The sequence below is a fragment of the Halobacillus ihumii genome (assembly GCF_902726645.1).
Taxonomy (GTDB): Bacteria; Bacillota; Bacilli; order Bacillales; family Halobacillaceae; genus Halobacillus_A; species Halobacillus_A ihumii.
Genome location: NZ_CACVAO010000001.1, coordinates 4,110,010 through 4,125,828 on the forward strand (window position 1 = coordinate 4,110,010; position 15,819 = coordinate 4,125,828).

Genomic DNA, 15,819 nt, shown 5'->3' on the forward strand with positions numbered 1-15,819 from the left:
ATTTAACAAGGAATTTAGGAGTTACATGGTATATATGTTTTGTAATAATGTTCTAACGGAGGCTAAAGAAACACGTGTCTGCGTTTTATCCTTTTCTTTGATAGCGGCGGAAAGTTGATTTATACTCTCATACAACCCTTCATACTCTTCCTCATCTCCCAATAATTGCAATGTCCATTTTTTCCCTTCATATAAACTTTTTAATTCTGTAGTCCCATTTGTTAATTGTTCCCACTCGGAATGATTTAAAGAATTTTGAAGCTCATCGATTTGATTAAAAAATATATCCCCTCCTATCCGATTTGTACATCCTGTTACGATTACCAGTAAGAATAGAAGGATTCCTTTTTTTAACATAGTTAATTCCCCCTTTTGAATGTATAGTCCTATGTTGTCCAATAATAAAGAATAGTTTCAGATCAATGTTCATTTGTTAATTGGAGGGATTTTGAATGCCAGAATTTTTATTAACCTTAATTCGTTCTATTGTTGCTTTTATCTTGCTTTTGTTCATGGCCAGAATTATGGGGAAGAAACAATTGTCTCAAGTCACTTTTTTTGATTACTGTGTAGGGATTACAATAGGGTCTATTGCTGCCAGTATGTCCGTTGATCAAAATATAAAAATCTCGAACGGGCTCATGGCATTGATTATATGGGGGCTTTTTCCCTTAATATTGGCTTTTGCAGGTCTAAAATCCAAAACAATTCTGCAGCTGACGGATGGAAAACCTTCTATTATAATCGAAAATGGGGAAGTGAACGAGAAAAATCTTAAAAAGAATCAAATGGCGATAGATGAGCTTATGCTTTTATTGAGAGAGAAAAACATTTTCAAATTGTCGGATGTTGAAATGGCTGTATTGGAAACAAACGGCCAACTAAGTGTTATGCAGAAAGCAGATCAACAGTCTGTGACGCCAAGCACCTTAGGTATGAAAGTAGAAGAGGAGCATGGTCCAACCGTTGTCATTATGGATGGAAAACTGTTGGAGAAGGGGTTATTGGCATTAGGTTATTCAAAAGGGTGGCTTCAAGATGAGATAAAAAAGCAAGGTGTTCAGGACATTGAAGATGTTTTCCTGGCACAGCTGGACTCAAAAGGAAATGTTTACGTAGACCTTTATGATGGAAAAGCTAAGTCGCCTTTGATTCCAAAAAGTTCTTTATTGGTCGATACACTTGAAAAGGTGCAGGCAGACCTTGAAAGTTATTCAAAACAGACAGACTCTGAAGCTAGGGTGCAAGTTATATACCTTCAGAAAGCGATTCGGAACGTGATACCTTATATAAAATGATAGCGTGATCTGCAACATTTGTGAGAAGAAGGAAGATAATTCATATTTGACTGAACTATTTTAAGAATAGTATCTACTCAAAGGAAAAGGGGTAAAACGAAGAGGCTTTACTCTCTTTTTCTTGATTATTGGAAGCATAAATCTAGACAATTTGTAAATGATATAATACACTACGGAGTATAGTATATAAAGCAATGTAAAGGGGGATATATAATATGGAGTTTTCACAGGATTTAAAATTACGATTAAAGCGGGCAGAAGGACAGGTCCGTGGCGTGCACAAAATGATGGAGGAAGAAAAAGAATGCAAAGATGTCATCAGTCAGCTGTCTGCAGTAAGATCGGCCGTTGACCGCACGATCGCCACAATCGTTGCTGAAAATTTGCAACGATGCATTCAAGAACAGGCGGACAAGGGAGAGGATACCACGAAAGTAGTTCAGGAAGCCATCGAATTATTAGTCAAAAGCAGATAAGAAAAGTTAAGAAGCAATTAGATTTGCTTTTTAATTTTCATCTGTTACCATACCCATAGATGTATAAGTATGAAAGGGGAGCTAAACATGTCAGATCAAAAGAAAACGACCATCGTTTTGTTTAGTGGTGATTATGATAAGGCGATGGCGGCGTATATTATTGCAAATGGAGCTGCAGCCTATGACCACGAAGTAACAATTTTCCACACGTTCTGGGGGTTAAATGCCCTGCGCAAAGATAATAAAGTGTCAATGAAGAAAGGGTTTATGAAGAAGATGTTTGGGAAGATGATGCCTAGAGGTGCCGATAAAATGGGGCTTTCTAAAATGAATTATTTAGGCATGGGGCAAAAGATGATCAAAAATGTCATCAAGAAACACAATGCCATGCCTCTACCTCAATTAGTAGAAATGGCACAAGAGCAAGATGTGAAATTGATTGGTTGTACGATGACCATGGATTTACTTGGCCTTCAAAAAGAGGAGCTCCTTGACGGAATTGAATACGCGGGGGTTGCTGCGTATATTGGAGATGCAGAAGAGGGCAATGTTAATTTATTTATATAATTTTTTTGGAGTTATTATACCTGAACACGTATAAGTATAATGGTAGGTTATAGAATTAATTGTAACTAGGAGGGAAAGTTATGAAGGAAATTACAGCAAAAGAGCTAGAGAAGAAAATAAGAGATGGAGAAAAGGTAAACATTATTGATGTGCGAGAAAATAAAGAGGTAGCACAAGGGAAAATTCCTGATGCCCAGCATATACCGCTAGGGCAAGTGCAGGATCGAATGGATGAAATCGATAAAGAACAGCATCATTATATCGTTTGCCGTTCCGGTGGTCGCAGTGGCAAAGCATGCGGTTTTTTAAGTAAGCAAGGCTATGATGTAACCAATATGGCTGGCGGTATGCTTGATTGGTCGGGAGAAATAGAGAAATAAGGAGGTATTCACATGAATATTGAAGCAAATGAACGATTAGATGCTAAAGGATTAGCGTGCCCTATGCCGATTGTCAAAACGAAAAAGGCATTAACAAACTTAGAACCAGGGCAAGTCATTGAAGTTCAAGCAACAGACAAAGGGTCTACTGCCGATATAAAAGCCTGGGCGGAAAGCACAGGACATCAATACCTTGGTACGGTTGAAGAAAGGGAGGTATTGACACACTATGTGCGTAAGGCAAGTGAATCCGAAACAAATGGAGAAACAAAACACGAGGATGTTACAGAACTAGAAGATCTTCGAAGTAAAGTAGATGGAGATGAAGATCTATCGATTTTAGATGTACGTGAACCAGCAGAATTTGCTTTTGGTCATATTCCGGGAGCTATCAATATACCCTTGGGTGAACTTGAGGAACGTTTTGAGGAATTAAATGAAGATGATGAGCTGCACGTCATTTGCCGTACAGGTAGCCGCAGTGATCTAGCTGCCCAAAAGCTAAGTGGTAAAGGATATAAACATGTAAGAAATGTTGTTCCGGGTATGGCTGAATGGGAAGGTCCAACTGATAAAACTAATTAAAAAATATATTTTTGGAGGGATAAAAACATGGCAAATACGAAAGTCGCAATTATAGCAGCTAATGGAAGTCTCTTTGATGCGTATAAGGTATTTAATGTAGCTACAGCTGCTGCAGCATCCGATGCAGAAGTAGGAATATTCTTTACGTTTGAAGGGTTAAACCTCATTCATAAAGAAGGGCACAAAAATTTGCCCTTGCCAGAAGGGAAGGAACACTTTCAAGAAGGGTTTGAAAAAGCAAACGTTCCCTCTATAGAAGAGTTAGTCGGGATCGCTCAAGAAATGAATATTAAATTAATTGCTTGTCAAATGACCATGGATGTTATGAGTTTAGAAAAAGGTGATTTTGTTGAAGGAATTGAAGTAGGCGGAGCTGCTTCATTCATTGATTATGCGAAAGACGCTAATATGTCATTAACATTTTAGGTAAGGGAGGAGAAACAAATGACTGTAAAAACGATCACAACTGGTGAGCTAGCAAAGAAAGTTGTCAATCATGAAGAGACCTTGATATTAGATGTTCGGAATACGGATGAATTTGATGATTGGAAAATTGAAGGCGGTCAAGTCAAGGTTATTAACGAACCCTACTTTAATTTGCTCGATGGGATTGAATCTGTAGAAGGGGACTTGCAAAAAGACCAAGAAGTGATCGTCGTATGTGCGAAAGGCGGGTCTTCCCAAATGGTTGGCGAATTACTTGAGGAAGCTGGCTATTCTGATGTTTATTCCCTAGAAGGTGGTATGAAAGCCTGGAGTGAACACTTAGAGCCAACAAAAGTCGCTGATTTAAACGGCGGGGGAAGCCTTTATCAATTTGTCCGTCTTGGAAAAGGTTGTCTCTCCTATTTCATTGAATCTGATGGAGAAGCTGCGGTTATAGATGCCAATCGAATGACGGATATCTATGAAACCTTTGCAAAGGAAAAAGGTGTGAACATTAAGCATCTGATCGATACCCATTTACATGCGGATCATATTTCTGGTGGACGTCAATTAGCGGAAAACGTTAAAGGTACCTATTATTTACCTCCTAAAGATGCAACAGATGTTACGTTTGACCATACAGCTCTTCAAGAAGGCAGAGATATCGTTGTAGGAAATACGACGGTAAAAGTACAACCGGTTTATTCACCGGGTCACACCCTGGGAAGTACGTCCCTCATCATTGATGACCAATACCTTCTTACAGGAGATATCCTGTTCATTGAGTCCATTGGTCGTCCTGATCTAGCAGGAAAGGCAGAAGATTGGGTTGGAGATCTGCGTGAAACATTATATAAACGATACAAAGAACTCTCTAATGATTTGGTAGTGCTCCCTGCTCACTTTTCCTTTGCCAAAGAACTTGGCAAAGGTGGTAAAGTGTCTGCCCGTTTGGGAGATCTTTATCAGAAAAATTCGGGTCTTCAAGTCGATGATGAAGGTGAGTTCAGGAAAATGGTGACGGATAACCTTCCGCCACAGCCAAATGCGTATGAAAAGATTCGCCATACCAACATGGGGAAAGTAAATCCGGATGAAGAAGAACGTAGGGAAATGGAAATTGGACCCAACCGTTGTGCGGTTCACGGGTAATTAAAAGGAGGAGAAAATCATGGAAGCAGTAAAAACATTAGATGCAACAGGCTTGGCTTGCCCAATGCCAATCGTCAAAACAAAAAAAGCTATTCAGGAATTAAACTCAGGGGACGTATTAGAAATTCATGCAACGGATCAAGGAGCTAAAAGTGATCTAGCGGCATGGGCAAAATCAGGTGGCCATGAATTATTAAAAGATACAGAGGAAGATGGCGTACTGAAATTTTGGATTCAAAAAGGCTAAGAGTGAAACAAAAAGGGGAGGACCGTGTTCTCCCTTTTTACTAAGGGGGAAGAGGATGGAACTAACGTTTATTTTAACGATATTTCTCATTGGCTTTACAGGATCCTTATTGTCCGGCATGCTGGGCATCGGTGGTGCCATTATCAATTACCCCATGTTACTCTATATTCCGATCTTGTTTGGATTTGAGGGATTAAGCGCTTACGAAGTATCCGGTGTTGTGGCTGTGCAAGTGTTTTTTGCGACATTATCTGGTGTTTGGGTCTACCGAAAAGGCGGATATTTAAACAGGAGTTTAATTGTAACCATGGGGATCAGCATATTAGTTGGAAGTTTGATCGGGGGATTTGGATCACGACTCTTAACAGAGGAAGGTATCAACCTTGTATATGGGCTATTGGCGATCCTCGCTAGTGTGATGATGTTCGTCCCCAAAAAAGGCATAGATAAAGCCAATCATGAAGAGCTTCATTATAACAAGTTCGTCGCGGCTGTTTTAACCTTTGCTGTTGGAATTGGGGCAGGCATTGTCGGTGCAGGAGGGGCTTTTCTCCTTGTTCCTATCATGTTAGTCCTATTAAAAATCCCAACCAGAATAACCATTGCGACTTCATTAGCTGTAACGTTTATTTCATCTATCGGTGCCACAACAGGGAAAATAGCGACAGGGCAAGTTCCGTTCCTTCCAGCCCTTGTTATGGTGGCAGCTAGTTTAATTGCCTCACCGTTAGGAGCAACTTTAGGTAAAAAAATCAATAGCAAGTATTTGCAAGGTATATTGGCATTATTAATTTTTGCTACAACCATTAAAATTTGGTTTGATATCCTATATTAATCTTGAACGGTCTCAATATAGGATTCAAGGGCAGGGTGATATTCTTTTTTGTAATGCCCCTTAGGACAGGATTTAACCACCTGGCTAGAGAGTAAACTTGTTCGATTTACTGTTAAATGTTCTTTGCATTGAGGGCATTTGTCTTTAAATAGATTCTTTATCGTCATATATTTTTACCCCCCCTTCAAAAGGAATTTTATAAAACTCATCTGTTTACTTGGTATTATAACAGGAAATTAAACATGATAAAAACGTTAGATTGGAGAAGTGAGTAGAGTGGGAGGACACCGATTTAATCCTGAAAAGGCTGATAAATTGTTAAGCGAGGACAGACAACAGCAATTACCTTATAAACAGATCATGGATATGCTGGAGTTAAATAAACATGATACTTTAGCCGATTTAGGTGCTGGAAATGGTTATTTCACTATACCTATGGCCGAGCATACGAAAGAACCTGTCTATGCCGTGGATATTGAGCCTAAAATGATTGAGATGTTAAAGAATAGGGCATCAGAAGCCCAGGTTAACAATATTGAGTATCTCGTTAGTGATTTAGAACATATCCCAATTGACTCACAATCGGTTGATAAAGTGATGGTCTCCTTGGTTATTCATGAAGTTCCGAGTATTGAGAATGCTTTAACTGAAATTAGGCGAATTTTAAAACCGGGGGGACTCGTTTTGTTTATCGAGTGGGAAGCAATTGAAGCAGACGATGGTCCACCAATCCATGAAAAAATTCCTTCAGAGGAATTGTCTGAGGCCTTACAAACTCAGGGTTTCGACACAACAATCTTTCAACTTTATTCAAGTCATTATGCCATTAAGGCAAAATGAGTTTAAGAGGTTAGGGTAAAGGGGACCTTATACAAAGTATTAGAAAGGGGACAGTACAATGTTTCATTATACAGTTGAAGCCAATCAAACAGTTGATGAATCAGTAAAGGTATTGGAAGAGGTGCTTAGAGAGGAAAAGTTTGGCGTTCTTTGGGATTTTGATATCAAAGATACTTTGAAGAGAAAGGGATTCGATTACAATCAGAACTATAGAGTTCTTGAAGTTTGTAATCCAGAGGCGGCAAAAGAAGTTTTAACACAAAACTTTATGGTCGGTTACTTTCTTCCTTGTAAGATTGTTGTGTATGAAGAGCAAGGAAAAACAAAAATTGGGATGCCTAAGCCAACAACACTCGTTGAGCTAACGGGAGATGAATCGTTAAAAACTTTTGCAGAAGATATTGAGTCTAAGCTTGTTGCATGTATGGACAAAGCCGCCAATAATTAATATCACTGCGTTAGAAGATAAATGGATAATGTTTGAATTAGAGCCTCATTTCACGGTTTATAATCGCGAAAATGGGGCTTTTTTTGCGCGCGGGTTATACCTCAATCATTATTACTTTTTAAATACACTTATTTTCATGAAACTTTCACATTCCAGTTTTATGATATACATAATTTGATTTATAAAGGAGGGAGTTCAACAGTGCCAACAGCTTGGGTAATAGGTCCTCTGATTATTAAAAGCTCCTTCATAGTACTGTTGGGGAGCTTTATACTAGGCTTTTTCTTTTTTCGAATCATTGGTCCCTTTTCAAAGTTAGAAACAAAGCAACGATTAAATGAACTAATTTCCCTGCTTATTGTATTTGTCATTTCACTTTGGATTGGAAAGATCATAATCAACTTTTCTACATTCTTAAGTGATCCACGTGCGATACTAGCCTATCCAAGTAATTCAGAGGCCTTTTATATTGCGCTATTATTCACTTTAATATATACCGAGTACAAATTAATTGATCACTATCAGGAGTTTCTAGTTCTACTCCTATCCTTTATATACGTTTTCCTATCTGCCTCCTTTGTTAATGAATTTATTCACATCACCTGGGGGTATGGTGTAGAGGATTGGGGCTACCTAATGTTATTGGTTACCCTCTTGATTGTCCTGATCCTGCTTCAGGGCAAGATAACAATTGCGCAACTGACGTCTGTCAGTATTTGGGGATGGAGTCTGGGGCAGTGGTTCCTATCCGTTTTTTATCAGACAAGTGTTTTTCAATTTGACTTAGACCAGTGGTTTTATAGCGTTACTTTTATTAGTAGTATAATACTATTTTTTTATAGAAAGAGGGTTACATAAATGGATGCTGCAGCTGATATTACGATATGGCTTGCCTTAGGTGCGGGTATTCTGTCTTTCCTCTCCCCATGTACTTTGCCTATTTTCCCAGCGTACCTATCTTACATTACGGGGATGAGTGTGAAGGAAATTCAGCATCAAAATGAATGGAAGATACGCAGCAAATTGTTGTTGCATGCTGCTTTCTTCTTGCTTGGTGTTTCGATGATTTTTATTAGCCTGGGTGTAGGTGTCTCCTTTTTGGGGCAATGGATCCAAGGACTGTTATCAGGTGAATCTGGATTATTCCTCCAACGGATTGCTGGTCTTTTTATTATCATTATGGGACTTTTCGTTGCAGGGTGGCTCCAAGTGACATCGTTTATGAAGGAAAAACGTTACCACTTTTCTAAAAAGCCAGTTGGGTATTTAGGGACTATCTTCGTTGGAATGGGTTTTGCAGCAGGGTGGACACCTTGTATTGGTCCGATCTTTGCATCAATTTTAGTTGTAGCTGCCAGTAACCCAACACAAGGAGCCTTGTACACAATCATGTATGTCATCGGTTTTTCGATTCCGTTTTTGATACTTACCTTTTTCCTTGGATCCACAAAATGGATTGTACGATATAGCCAAAAAATTATGAAAGTAGGGGGAGCCGTTATGATTGTTATGGGTGTACTTCTATTTACAGGGCAAATGGCTCGCTTATCTAACCTTTTATTGCGGCTGGTACAAGATAGTTGGTTCTCTAACTTAGGATAAAAGGAGGGATTTACACATGAAAAAGACGTTAATTATCATTGTTATGATTGGAATGTTTGGATGGGCAGTGTATGATCTTGCTTTTCAAGCGGATTCTATATCAAATCCAAATACAAATGAAGAAATGGTACAAGAGGAACCTGACTCTTCTAATGATAAGGTGAACAACACTTCCGGTACAGAAGCTTCCGTTGGCCTAAACATAGGTGATATCGCTCCCGACTTCAAGCTTCAGACGTTAAAAGGTGAGAACGTAAAATTATCAGATTACCGCGGAAAACGAGTAATGGTGAATTTTTGGGCTACTTGGTGCCCTCCATGTCGAGCTGAAATGCCGGATATGGAAAAATTCTATCAAAATAAGGACGTGGTAATTTTAGCTGTTAATTTGACTCAGACAGAGGGCAATTTGCAGGAGGTGAAAGACTTTGTGAATGAGTATAGGTTATCGTTTCCTGTATTATTAGATAATGAAAGCAAAGTGGCTATGAATTATGAAATACGCCCGATCCCAACTTCTTTTATGATTGATTCAAATGGAATCATTCAACACAAAGCCCTGGGTGCGTTAAATTACGAACGTATGGTTCAAGAGTTCAAAAAGATGAAATGATCCTCTCTTGTTAAGTACAATAAGGTGGAGGTGATCCCATGAAACAAACCATATTAGTTGTAGAAGATGATCCATTAATCCGTGAACTTGTTAGTATTTACTTAAAAAAAGCCGATTATGAGGTAATAGAGGCTTCTGATGGGGAAGAAGCAAAGAAGGTCTTTTTAACTTACCATCCATGTTTAATAATTCTCGATTTAATGCTGCCTAAACTGAGTGGGGAAGCATTGTGTAAATGGGTTCGGGAACAGGAACAAAATGAAGTGTCGATTATCATGGTCTCTGCTAAAACACGTACAAATGATAAAATTAGTGGATTAAAATTAGGTGCGGATGATTATTTAACAAAGCCGTTTGATCCAGAAGAACTTGTCGCACACGTTGAAGCAGTTCTGCGGAGAACGGGACAGTTTTGCCAAAAGATTGTCTATGAAGGCCTATGCATAAAGCCGCGAAAAGGAGAAGCTCTACTTTACGATAAGCCACTTAGTTTGACCAAACATGAATTCAATCTTCTTTATCATTTTATGGAAAATCCAAATGTGGTTCTTTCGAGAGAAGCATTAATTCATCAACTATACCCCTTAGCTGATAAAACGATTTTGGATCGTACCATTGATGCACACATTAAAAAGCTTCGGGTAAAAATCGAGGATAATCCTGCATTACCAAAACGTATTTGTACTGTTCGAGGAATGGGGTATAAGTTTGTTCAATAAAATATCATGGCTTCCAAAACGATTTTTATGGCGTCTAACCCTATTAAATATAGCTGTTGTTTCTGCTTTTATCGTTCTTAGTAGTTGGGCTATTTATAACACGGCTTGTTTTTTAGTCGATGGAATGGCATTTATGAATGTCGATAAACAGGCCCAATTTAATTCAACTCTCTTTCATTACTTATGGGTTTTCAGCCTTACGGCGATTGTTGTTGGTAGTATGATCCATTTTTACTTAACAAAAAAACTGATACATCCGTTAAGGGAGTTGATTGAGTCCACTAAAAGTATGAAACGAGGCCATTACCCAGCTCCTATTGAAAGTAACTCCAAGGACGAAACAGGGGAATTAATAGGACACTTTAATGGGTTAGTCAGGCAATTACAAAACAATCACCAACATCGACAAAAGCTAGTATCTGACTTATCGCATGAATTCCGTACGCCCTTATCTAATTTAAAAGGATACCTTGGTGCTTTAAAAAATGGTGTGATTGAAGGTGATCAACACCTGTACCAATCGCTTTATGAAGAATCCCAGCGTCTTACCAACATGCTTGAACAGCTGGAGCAATTAAAGGAATGGGATTATGTCTCACACCAATCTTTTTCCGCAAAGGAAGCTGTGCATATGGCTTTATTAATTGATCAGTCCGTAGAGATGTTTCGATGGCCTCTAGAGAAAGTAGGGGTTTCAGTAGATGTTCAAGCAGATCATGGGAAGGTGAATGTCTATAATGAAGGGATCCAGCAGGTTATCAGTAATTTGCTCGACAATGCCATTCGTTACTACCAAGGTTCTGGCCCAATTGTGATCAAGGGTAAATTACAGGAGTCCGAATACAAGGTTTCCGTTGCGGGTCCGGGTCAACCTATACCGACAGAAAAACAGAACAAAATATTTGAGCGATTTTATCGAGTGGATTCCTCTCGTAACCGCGAAACAGGAGGGACAGGGTTAGGGCTAGCGATAACAAAAGAAATTGTAGAACATCATAATGGAAGGGTTGGCGTCAGTTCAAGAGGTGATCATCATACCTTCTGGTTTATTTTACCTCTTTGTTAATATTGATTACCAAGGACTTCTCAGCAAAGGGCATTCTTATTATAAAACACCAATATGTAGATCCAATAATTTAGCAAAGTTAAGGCATACCTGTCCCTAAAAAGTATTTACAATCTGATATTTTAATTTTTAGGAGCTGACGATTCTTAAACAGAGCATAAACAATTAGAAATAAAGTTGCGGATAGAACACGCATTGTAACAACTTGTGTTGGTGTAAAGCCTATTTCATAGAGATACGTTACAAATACACTGATTATTCCTCATAACGATGCCCCGGCACTAATTAATAACAATGTGGATTTGTTTTCCATCGGTCTATTCCTCCACTGTAATTTTTTATGTCTTTTTATTACTTATACAAATGAAGAGACAGACGCCCCTCAGGATACTTTCTGTGTCGCTGCATAAAGTTCATCCTCTTTCTTCGGTATGGTTAAGAAAATGACAGCAACAATTATGCAAATACCTCCTAACAGTTGGTAGGCTCCGAATGATTCGTTTAACCAGGTCACTGAAATGATTGCGGCCACCAGAGGTTCAATGCTAGCTAAAATGCTGGTTTCTGTGGGAGATAGGTATTTTAAGCTTCCGATATAAGATAGAAATGAAAGAGTTCCGGTTATAATAATTAAGATCATCATAGAGAAAGTGTTCATGGTTAATGTTTCGGTTAGGGAGTAAACACTAAATGTTTGGTGAGATAAAAATAATACTACTCCTCCAATGAACATGCCCCAGCCGACAATGACTACGGTCCCCCACTGGTTGATAAGAGACGCAGGATGGAGTGTATAGAAAGTAAAACCAAGCATCGTCAGAACACCAAAGACGATGGCTTTTTTTGATAACACAACATTCTCCACTGATCCATTGGTAATCAAAAAGTAGAGTCCCGTTAATGCTGTAATGATAGCTAGGAATTGCGTAAGAGACGGCAGTCTTTTAATCTGAATGGCGACGTAAATGGTGATCAAAACGGGTCCAAAGAATTGAAACAGCATCGCAGTGACGGCATTGCTTACGTGGATGGCTTCAATGAAGGCATATTGAGCTCCCAGCATGCCAAAAACAGCAAAAATAATAAGTTGGATCCAATGACGGGGGTGCTTCCAAATCCCGAAAACATTCTTCTTACGGAAAAATAGGTAACTCAAGATAAAAAAACCTGCTAACAACAATCGAACGACCAAAAAGTTTATGGATGATAATTCAGTATGATGAAAGAGCCATTGAATCATAGGACCGGACAGTCCCCATAACGCTGCGCCACTAATAATCATTATAAGACCTATACGACGGGATTTCTTCATGATGGAGTCCCCCTTGTAATTTTTTCTTGATTTTAGCAAAAAGAACTGGTTAATATGGATGTATTATAATTAAAAACTGATACTATTGTAAGTATCAGTTTTATCAAAAATAATGGGGTCAGTAATATATGTTGGAATTAACACCGAAGCTTAATCCACATGGTGGAGAACCGTTATATGAACAGTTATATCACCATATTAAACAAGAAATGGAATTGGGAAATTTAACATCTGGGACAAAGCTTCCTTCTAAGCGAAAGCTATCCCATCATCTGCAAATCAGTCAGAATACAATTGAAACTGCTTACGGGCAGCTTGTTGCGGAAGGTTACATAGAAGCACGCCCCCGCAAAGGGTTCTTTGTATGTGAAATGGAACAAAACCTATACGAGATACAGAGAAGCGTTCAGTACGTAGAAGAAAGATTATACGGTGACCGTGATTATACCTTTAATTTTTCTTATACAGGGGTGGATACCGATTCATTTCCATTTGGACTATACCGTAAGTTAGCAAGTGAAGTAATACAAAACGATAATAAAGCTGTATTGATGATGGGGCACCCGCAGGGGGAATTGGAGCTGCGACAAACCATTGCGAAATATATATACGAATCCCGTGGTGTGCGATGTTCTCCAAGTCAAATTATTGTCGGATCCGGAACGCAATATTTAATGAAAATTTTATTTCAGCTGCTGCAAGGAAGTACTTTTGCTGTGGAAGATCCTAGTTATCACCGTAAAATGGTTACGTTCGAAAAGGAAGCAAAGCATGTAGAGATGGTCCCGCTTGATGGAGACGGGATGCTTATCTCACATTTAGAGGAAAACGAGGCGGATGTGGCAATTGTCACACCTTCCCATCAATTTCCATGCGGGATGATTATGCCTATTTCAAGGCGAATGCAGCTGCTAAATTGGGCAGAAGAGAAGGAAGAACGTTATATAATTGAGGACGATTATGATAGTGAATTTCGTTATAAAGGGAAGCCAATTCCGGCATTGCAAGGATTGGACTCAAATGACAATGTGATATATATGAGCACATTTTCCAAAGCGTTACTGCCATCGTTGCGTATAAGTTATATGGTTTTGCCTAAATCGCTTGCTCAAGTGTACCAAAAAGACTATTTCTTTTATGCGCAGACTGTTTCACGAATCGATCAGGAAATTTTACAGAGGTTTTTGCAAGAGGGGTACTGGGAAAGACATATCCAGAAAATGAGGGGCGTCTATCGCAAGAAAAGAGATGCACTTGTTTCAGCGATTTCAACATATTTTCCGAAATGCGCCGAAATCATTGGTCAAGATTCGGGCTTGCATTTATTGGTACGTGCCAACAATGGCATGACAGAGCATGAACTCATTGAACAGGCGGCAATATACAGTGTAAAAGTGTACCCTGTTTCAGATTATGGGATGAATGATAACAAAACAGTACTACTTGGCTTTGCGGCTTTGTCTGAGAAAAAAATACAGAACGCCGTTCAGCTGTTGTCGGAAGCATGGTTTGGTTAAATGTTAAATAAATAGTAGGCTAAGCTCATCTTCGAGATAAGAAAATAGGATTGGGAGGGGAAACCAATGAACTCAAAGGCTTTCTTGATGGCATTCATCACAATTATGATATGGGGGTCGACTTTTGCTGCTATTCGTGCCAGCTTACATGGCGGCTACACTCCAGGACATTTAGTCCTTATACGTTATCTTATAGCGTCAGGAGCTTTTCTCCTTTATGCTCTGTGGCCAAGCGTCCACTTTCGGTTACCGAAAAAGGAAGACCTAATCAATATCTTCATCCTTGGATGGATTGGTATTAGTATCTATCATCTAGGGGTAACGTTTGGTGAACAAACCATTTCAGCCGGAACAGCAGGAATGCTGATTGGTTCAGCTCCAGTCTTTACTGCATTAATTGCTGTCATGGTATTAAAAGAACGTCTGGGCTTTTTTGGGTGGATAGGTCTAGGGATTGGTTTAACGGGGATTATATTAATTACCCTTGGATCCGCAGGTCCAGCCTTAGACATCTCCGGAGGAGCATTTCTAGTATTAATGGCCGCTGTCGCCACATCGATATTTTTTGTATTTCAAAAACCTTTCTTAAAACGTTATCGTCCGATTGAATTGACGGCTTATTTTACATGGGCGGGGACGTTACCATTTTTTTGTTTCTTTCCTGGACTCTTTCAATCCGTTCAAACCGCAACGATGGAAGCCAATCTATCAGCCCTTTATGTCGGCATTTTCCCCGCGGCGATTGCTTATGTCACATGGGCAACTGCTCTTTCGTTAGGTAACGCTAGTTCCGTTACTAGTATGATGTATTTGGAACCAGCGATAGCGATCCTCATTGCATGGATTTGGCTTCATGAGTGGCCCAGTACCCTTTCCCTTGTTGGGGGAATTATTGCAATTTCCGGCGTAATTATCGTTAATGGGTTAGGAAGAAAGTCTCGAACGCCAATAAAGAACACAGTATAAGAATTGAATAGTTATGATCAGATTGAATTGTTTTCGCCTTAGGAAGCATACGTAATTAATCTATCAAGCGAGTGAATCCAATCATTAGTCTAGGAAAGCATATGAAAATTGTCGTGTGCAACTCGGTCTATTTTCCGTGTCGCGCAAAAAGGTGTTATATTTTAGGACTTATATTAATGTACTATTCCAGATAGGAAACATACCTGTAAAGGAATGAGTTAATGGGTTTGATTTATAAGCTTTTTAAATAGTAGCCCGATTCCTATCCCCGGCGCCACGCACAATATGGGTAACCACATGGGGCCCAATAATACACCCATGACCCTCAAATCCGGAGAATAGATTAGTCCAACAGTTACGAAGTAGGCAGAAATTACAAATGGCAAAAATGAAAAAGGTTTTTTTCCACCCCCGGCATCTTTATAAGCATCCCATGCCGAAAACATATAAAGACATGGATAAAACATTAACCATTGATAATTCGTTTGTTCAATCGCTTTGTCAATTTGCCCATGAAAACTTAAAAGGATTACTTTGTTAAAGTTGGATTGAACATTCACCAGAAATTCCAGTGCAATTAAAAGGAAGCCTTTAAGGAACTTACCATTTAAAATTTGTCCAAAACCTGGAAATGCAATACTCCAAAAAAGTCTTTCATATTTATTATATTTATTCATACTACCCATCCAAATAATAGAAGTTATGTTTATTCACTTATAATTCCCTAGGGGTATCTTCCTAATGCTACAGAAAGAGAAAGACAATGCGTA

The 15,819-nt window shown here is 39.0% G+C and carries 22 protein-coding genes; 18 read left to right on the forward strand and 4 right to left on the reverse strand.

Annotation, left to right across the window (positions count from 1 at the left end):
- Positions 1-21 precede the first annotated feature (21 nt).
- Positions 22-357 (reverse strand): DUF4363 family protein, encoded by a 336-nt coding sequence (locus G6R08_RS20530; protein ID WP_079529963.1) that lies wholly within the window; start codon positions 355-357, stop codon positions 22-24.
- Between the two features lie 95 nt (positions 358-452).
- On the opposite strand from G6R08_RS20530, the gene G6R08_RS20535 reads away from it, so the two are divergent.
- The 9 genes from G6R08_RS20535 (at position 453) to G6R08_RS20575 (ending at position 5,966) form a co-directional block, all read left to right on the forward strand.
- Entirely contained in the window at positions 453-1,298 is an 846-nt protein-coding gene (locus tag G6R08_RS20535) for a YetF domain-containing protein (protein WP_079529964.1), read from the forward strand.
- A 215-nt stretch (positions 1,299-1,513) separates the two neighbouring features.
- Complete coding sequence (locus G6R08_RS20540; protein WP_079529965.1) at positions 1,514-1,774, forward strand: metal-sensitive transcriptional regulator; 261 nt, start codon at positions 1,514-1,516, stop codon at positions 1,772-1,774.
- 87 nt (positions 1,775-1,861) lie between these two features.
- Complete coding sequence (locus G6R08_RS20545; protein WP_079529966.1) at positions 1,862-2,341, forward strand: DsrE/DsrF/DrsH-like family protein; 480 nt, start codon at positions 1,862-1,864, stop codon at positions 2,339-2,341.
- 80 nt (positions 2,342-2,421) lie between these two features.
- Positions 2,422-2,721: a rhodanese-like domain-containing protein gene (locus tag G6R08_RS20550; protein WP_079529967.1), complete on the forward strand. Its 300-nt coding sequence runs from the start codon at positions 2,422-2,424 to the stop codon at positions 2,719-2,721.
- 12 nt (positions 2,722-2,733) lie between these two features.
- Entirely contained in the window at positions 2,734-3,306 is a 573-nt protein-coding gene (locus G6R08_RS20555) for a sulfurtransferase TusA family protein (RefSeq protein WP_079529968.1), read from the forward strand.
- Positions 3,307-3,333: 27 nt separating this feature from the next.
- On the forward strand, positions 3,334-3,732 hold the full coding sequence (locus G6R08_RS20560) for a DsrE/DsrF/DrsH-like family protein (RefSeq protein ID WP_079529969.1): 399 nt from the start codon (positions 3,334-3,336) through the stop codon (positions 3,730-3,732).
- An 18-nt stretch (positions 3,733-3,750) separates the two neighbouring features.
- Positions 3,751-4,884, forward strand: a complete 1,134-nt coding sequence (locus tag G6R08_RS20565) for an MBL fold metallo-hydrolase (protein ID WP_163530763.1) — start codon at positions 3,751-3,753, stop codon at positions 4,882-4,884.
- A gap of 19 nt (positions 4,885-4,903) precedes the next feature.
- Positions 4,904-5,131, forward strand: coding sequence for a sulfurtransferase TusA family protein (locus tag G6R08_RS20570; RefSeq protein WP_079529971.1), 228 nt, complete (start codon positions 4,904-4,906; stop codon positions 5,129-5,131).
- 55 nt (positions 5,132-5,186) lie between these two features.
- Positions 5,187-5,966, forward strand: a complete 780-nt coding sequence (locus G6R08_RS20575) for a sulfite exporter TauE/SafE family protein (RefSeq protein WP_079529972.1) — start codon at positions 5,187-5,189, stop codon at positions 5,964-5,966.
- Here G6R08_RS20575 and G6R08_RS22020 read toward each other — a convergent pair.
- Complete coding sequence (locus tag G6R08_RS22020; protein ID WP_205439444.1) at positions 5,963-6,133, reverse strand: hypothetical protein; 171 nt, start codon at positions 6,131-6,133, stop codon at positions 5,963-5,965. The two genes, G6R08_RS20575 and G6R08_RS22020, sit on opposite strands and share 4 nt — an antisense overlap.
- A gap of 109 nt (positions 6,134-6,242) precedes the next feature.
- Here G6R08_RS22020 and G6R08_RS20580 point away from each other — a divergent pair, with 109 nt between their 5' ends.
- From G6R08_RS20580 to G6R08_RS20610, 7 genes are all read left to right on the forward strand, one after another.
- A complete protein-coding gene (locus tag G6R08_RS20580; protein ID WP_079529973.1) occupies positions 6,243-6,806 on the forward strand; it encodes a class I SAM-dependent methyltransferase in 564 nt (187 codons plus the stop codon).
- A 58-nt stretch (positions 6,807-6,864) separates the two neighbouring features.
- Entirely contained in the window at positions 6,865-7,254 is a 390-nt protein-coding gene (locus tag G6R08_RS20585; RefSeq protein WP_163530764.1) for a DUF302 domain-containing protein, read from the forward strand.
- Between the two features lie 201 nt (positions 7,255-7,455).
- Positions 7,456-8,112, forward strand: coding sequence for a hypothetical protein (locus tag G6R08_RS20590; protein ID WP_163530766.1), 657 nt, complete (start codon positions 7,456-7,458; stop codon positions 8,110-8,112).
- A complete protein-coding gene (locus G6R08_RS20595; protein WP_163530768.1) occupies positions 8,113-8,856 on the forward strand; it encodes a cytochrome c biogenesis CcdA family protein in 744 nt (247 codons plus the stop codon).
- Between the two features lie 16 nt (positions 8,857-8,872).
- Positions 8,873-9,469, forward strand: coding sequence for a TlpA disulfide reductase family protein (locus G6R08_RS20600; RefSeq protein WP_163530770.1), 597 nt, complete (start codon positions 8,873-8,875; stop codon positions 9,467-9,469).
- Between the two features lie 38 nt (positions 9,470-9,507).
- Positions 9,508-10,188 (forward strand): response regulator transcription factor, encoded by a 681-nt coding sequence (locus G6R08_RS20605; protein ID WP_163530772.1) that lies wholly within the window; start codon positions 9,508-9,510, stop codon positions 10,186-10,188.
- The gene (locus G6R08_RS20610; RefSeq protein ID WP_163530774.1) at positions 10,178-11,254 is read left to right on the forward strand and encodes a sensor histidine kinase; all 1,077 of its coding nucleotides are present in this window, start codon (positions 10,178-10,180) and stop codon (positions 11,252-11,254) included. Before G6R08_RS20605 ends, G6R08_RS20610 begins: the two co-directional genes overlap by 11 nt.
- 382 nt (positions 11,255-11,636) lie before the next feature.
- On the opposite strand, the gene G6R08_RS20615 is transcribed toward G6R08_RS20610, so the two are convergent.
- The gene (locus G6R08_RS20615) at positions 11,637-12,566 is read right to left on the reverse strand and encodes a DMT family transporter (RefSeq protein WP_163530776.1); all 930 of its coding nucleotides are present in this window, start codon (positions 12,564-12,566) and stop codon (positions 11,637-11,639) included.
- A gap of 128 nt (positions 12,567-12,694) precedes the next feature.
- Between G6R08_RS20615 and pdxR the strand changes: the two genes are divergently transcribed.
- Both pdxR and G6R08_RS20625 read left to right on the forward strand, forming a co-directional pair.
- A complete protein-coding gene (pdxR, locus tag G6R08_RS20620; RefSeq protein ID WP_163530778.1) occupies positions 12,695-14,083 on the forward strand; it encodes a MocR-like pyridoxine biosynthesis transcription factor PdxR in 1,389 nt (462 codons plus the stop codon).
- Between the two features lie 66 nt (positions 14,084-14,149).
- Positions 14,150-15,049 (forward strand): DMT family transporter, encoded by a 900-nt coding sequence (locus G6R08_RS20625; RefSeq protein ID WP_163530780.1) that lies wholly within the window; start codon positions 14,150-14,152, stop codon positions 15,047-15,049.
- A 218-nt stretch (positions 15,050-15,267) separates the two neighbouring features.
- Here G6R08_RS20625 and G6R08_RS20630 read toward each other — a convergent pair whose 3' ends face one another.
- Positions 15,268-15,726 (reverse strand): hypothetical protein, encoded by a 459-nt coding sequence (locus G6R08_RS20630; RefSeq protein ID WP_079529981.1) that lies wholly within the window; start codon positions 15,724-15,726, stop codon positions 15,268-15,270.
- Positions 15,727-15,819: the final 93 nt, after the last annotated feature.

Bases quoted from the DNA above. Each gene is read 5' to 3' on its own strand.
- G6R08_RS20595 (WP_163530768.1), top strand. From the start codon at position 8,113: ATGGATGCTGCAGCTGATATTACGATATGGCTTGCCTTAGGTGCGGGT.
- pdxR (WP_163530778.1), top strand. From the start codon at position 12,695: ATGTTGGAATTAACACCGAAGCTTAATCCACATGGTGGAGAACCGTTA.
- G6R08_RS20550 (WP_079529967.1), top strand. From the start codon at position 2,422: ATGAAGGAAATTACAGCAAAAGAGCTAGAGAAGAAAATAAGAGATGGA.
- G6R08_RS20615 (WP_163530776.1), bottom strand. From the start codon at position 12,566: ATGAAGAAATCCCGTCGTATAGGTCTTATAATGATTATTAGTGGCGCA.
- G6R08_RS20555 (WP_079529968.1), top strand. From the start codon at position 2,734: ATGAATATTGAAGCAAATGAACGATTAGATGCTAAAGGATTAGCGTGC.
- G6R08_RS20560 (WP_079529969.1), top strand. From the start codon at position 3,334: ATGGCAAATACGAAAGTCGCAATTATAGCAGCTAATGGAAGTCTCTTT.
- G6R08_RS20530 (WP_079529963.1), bottom strand. From the start codon at position 357: ATGTTAAAAAAAGGAATCCTTCTATTCTTACTGGTAATCGTAACAGGA.
- G6R08_RS20630 (WP_079529981.1), bottom strand. From the start codon at position 15,726: ATGAATAAATATAATAAATATGAAAGACTTTTTTGGAGTATTGCATTT.
- G6R08_RS20575 (WP_079529972.1), top strand. From the start codon at position 5,187: ATGGAACTAACGTTTATTTTAACGATATTTCTCATTGGCTTTACAGGA.
- G6R08_RS20570 (WP_079529971.1), top strand. From the start codon at position 4,904: ATGGAAGCAGTAAAAACATTAGATGCAACAGGCTTGGCTTGCCCAATG.
- G6R08_RS20565 (WP_163530763.1), top strand. From the start codon at position 3,751: ATGACTGTAAAAACGATCACAACTGGTGAGCTAGCAAAGAAAGTTGTC.
- G6R08_RS20605 (WP_163530772.1), top strand. From the start codon at position 9,508: ATGAAACAAACCATATTAGTTGTAGAAGATGATCCATTAATCCGTGAA.
- G6R08_RS22020 (WP_205439444.1), bottom strand. From the start codon at position 6,133: ATGACGATAAAGAATCTATTTAAAGACAAATGCCCTCAATGCAAAGAA.
- G6R08_RS20585 (WP_163530764.1), top strand. From the start codon at position 6,865: ATGTTTCATTATACAGTTGAAGCCAATCAAACAGTTGATGAATCAGTA.
- G6R08_RS20535 (WP_079529964.1), top strand. From the start codon at position 453: ATGCCAGAATTTTTATTAACCTTAATTCGTTCTATTGTTGCTTTTATC.
- G6R08_RS20600 (WP_163530770.1), top strand. From the start codon at position 8,873: ATGAAAAAGACGTTAATTATCATTGTTATGATTGGAATGTTTGGATGG.
- G6R08_RS20625 (WP_163530780.1), top strand. From the start codon at position 14,150: ATGAACTCAAAGGCTTTCTTGATGGCATTCATCACAATTATGATATGG.
- G6R08_RS20540 (WP_079529965.1), top strand. From the start codon at position 1,514: ATGGAGTTTTCACAGGATTTAAAATTACGATTAAAGCGGGCAGAAGGA.
- G6R08_RS20545 (WP_079529966.1), top strand. From the start codon at position 1,862: ATGTCAGATCAAAAGAAAACGACCATCGTTTTGTTTAGTGGTGATTAT.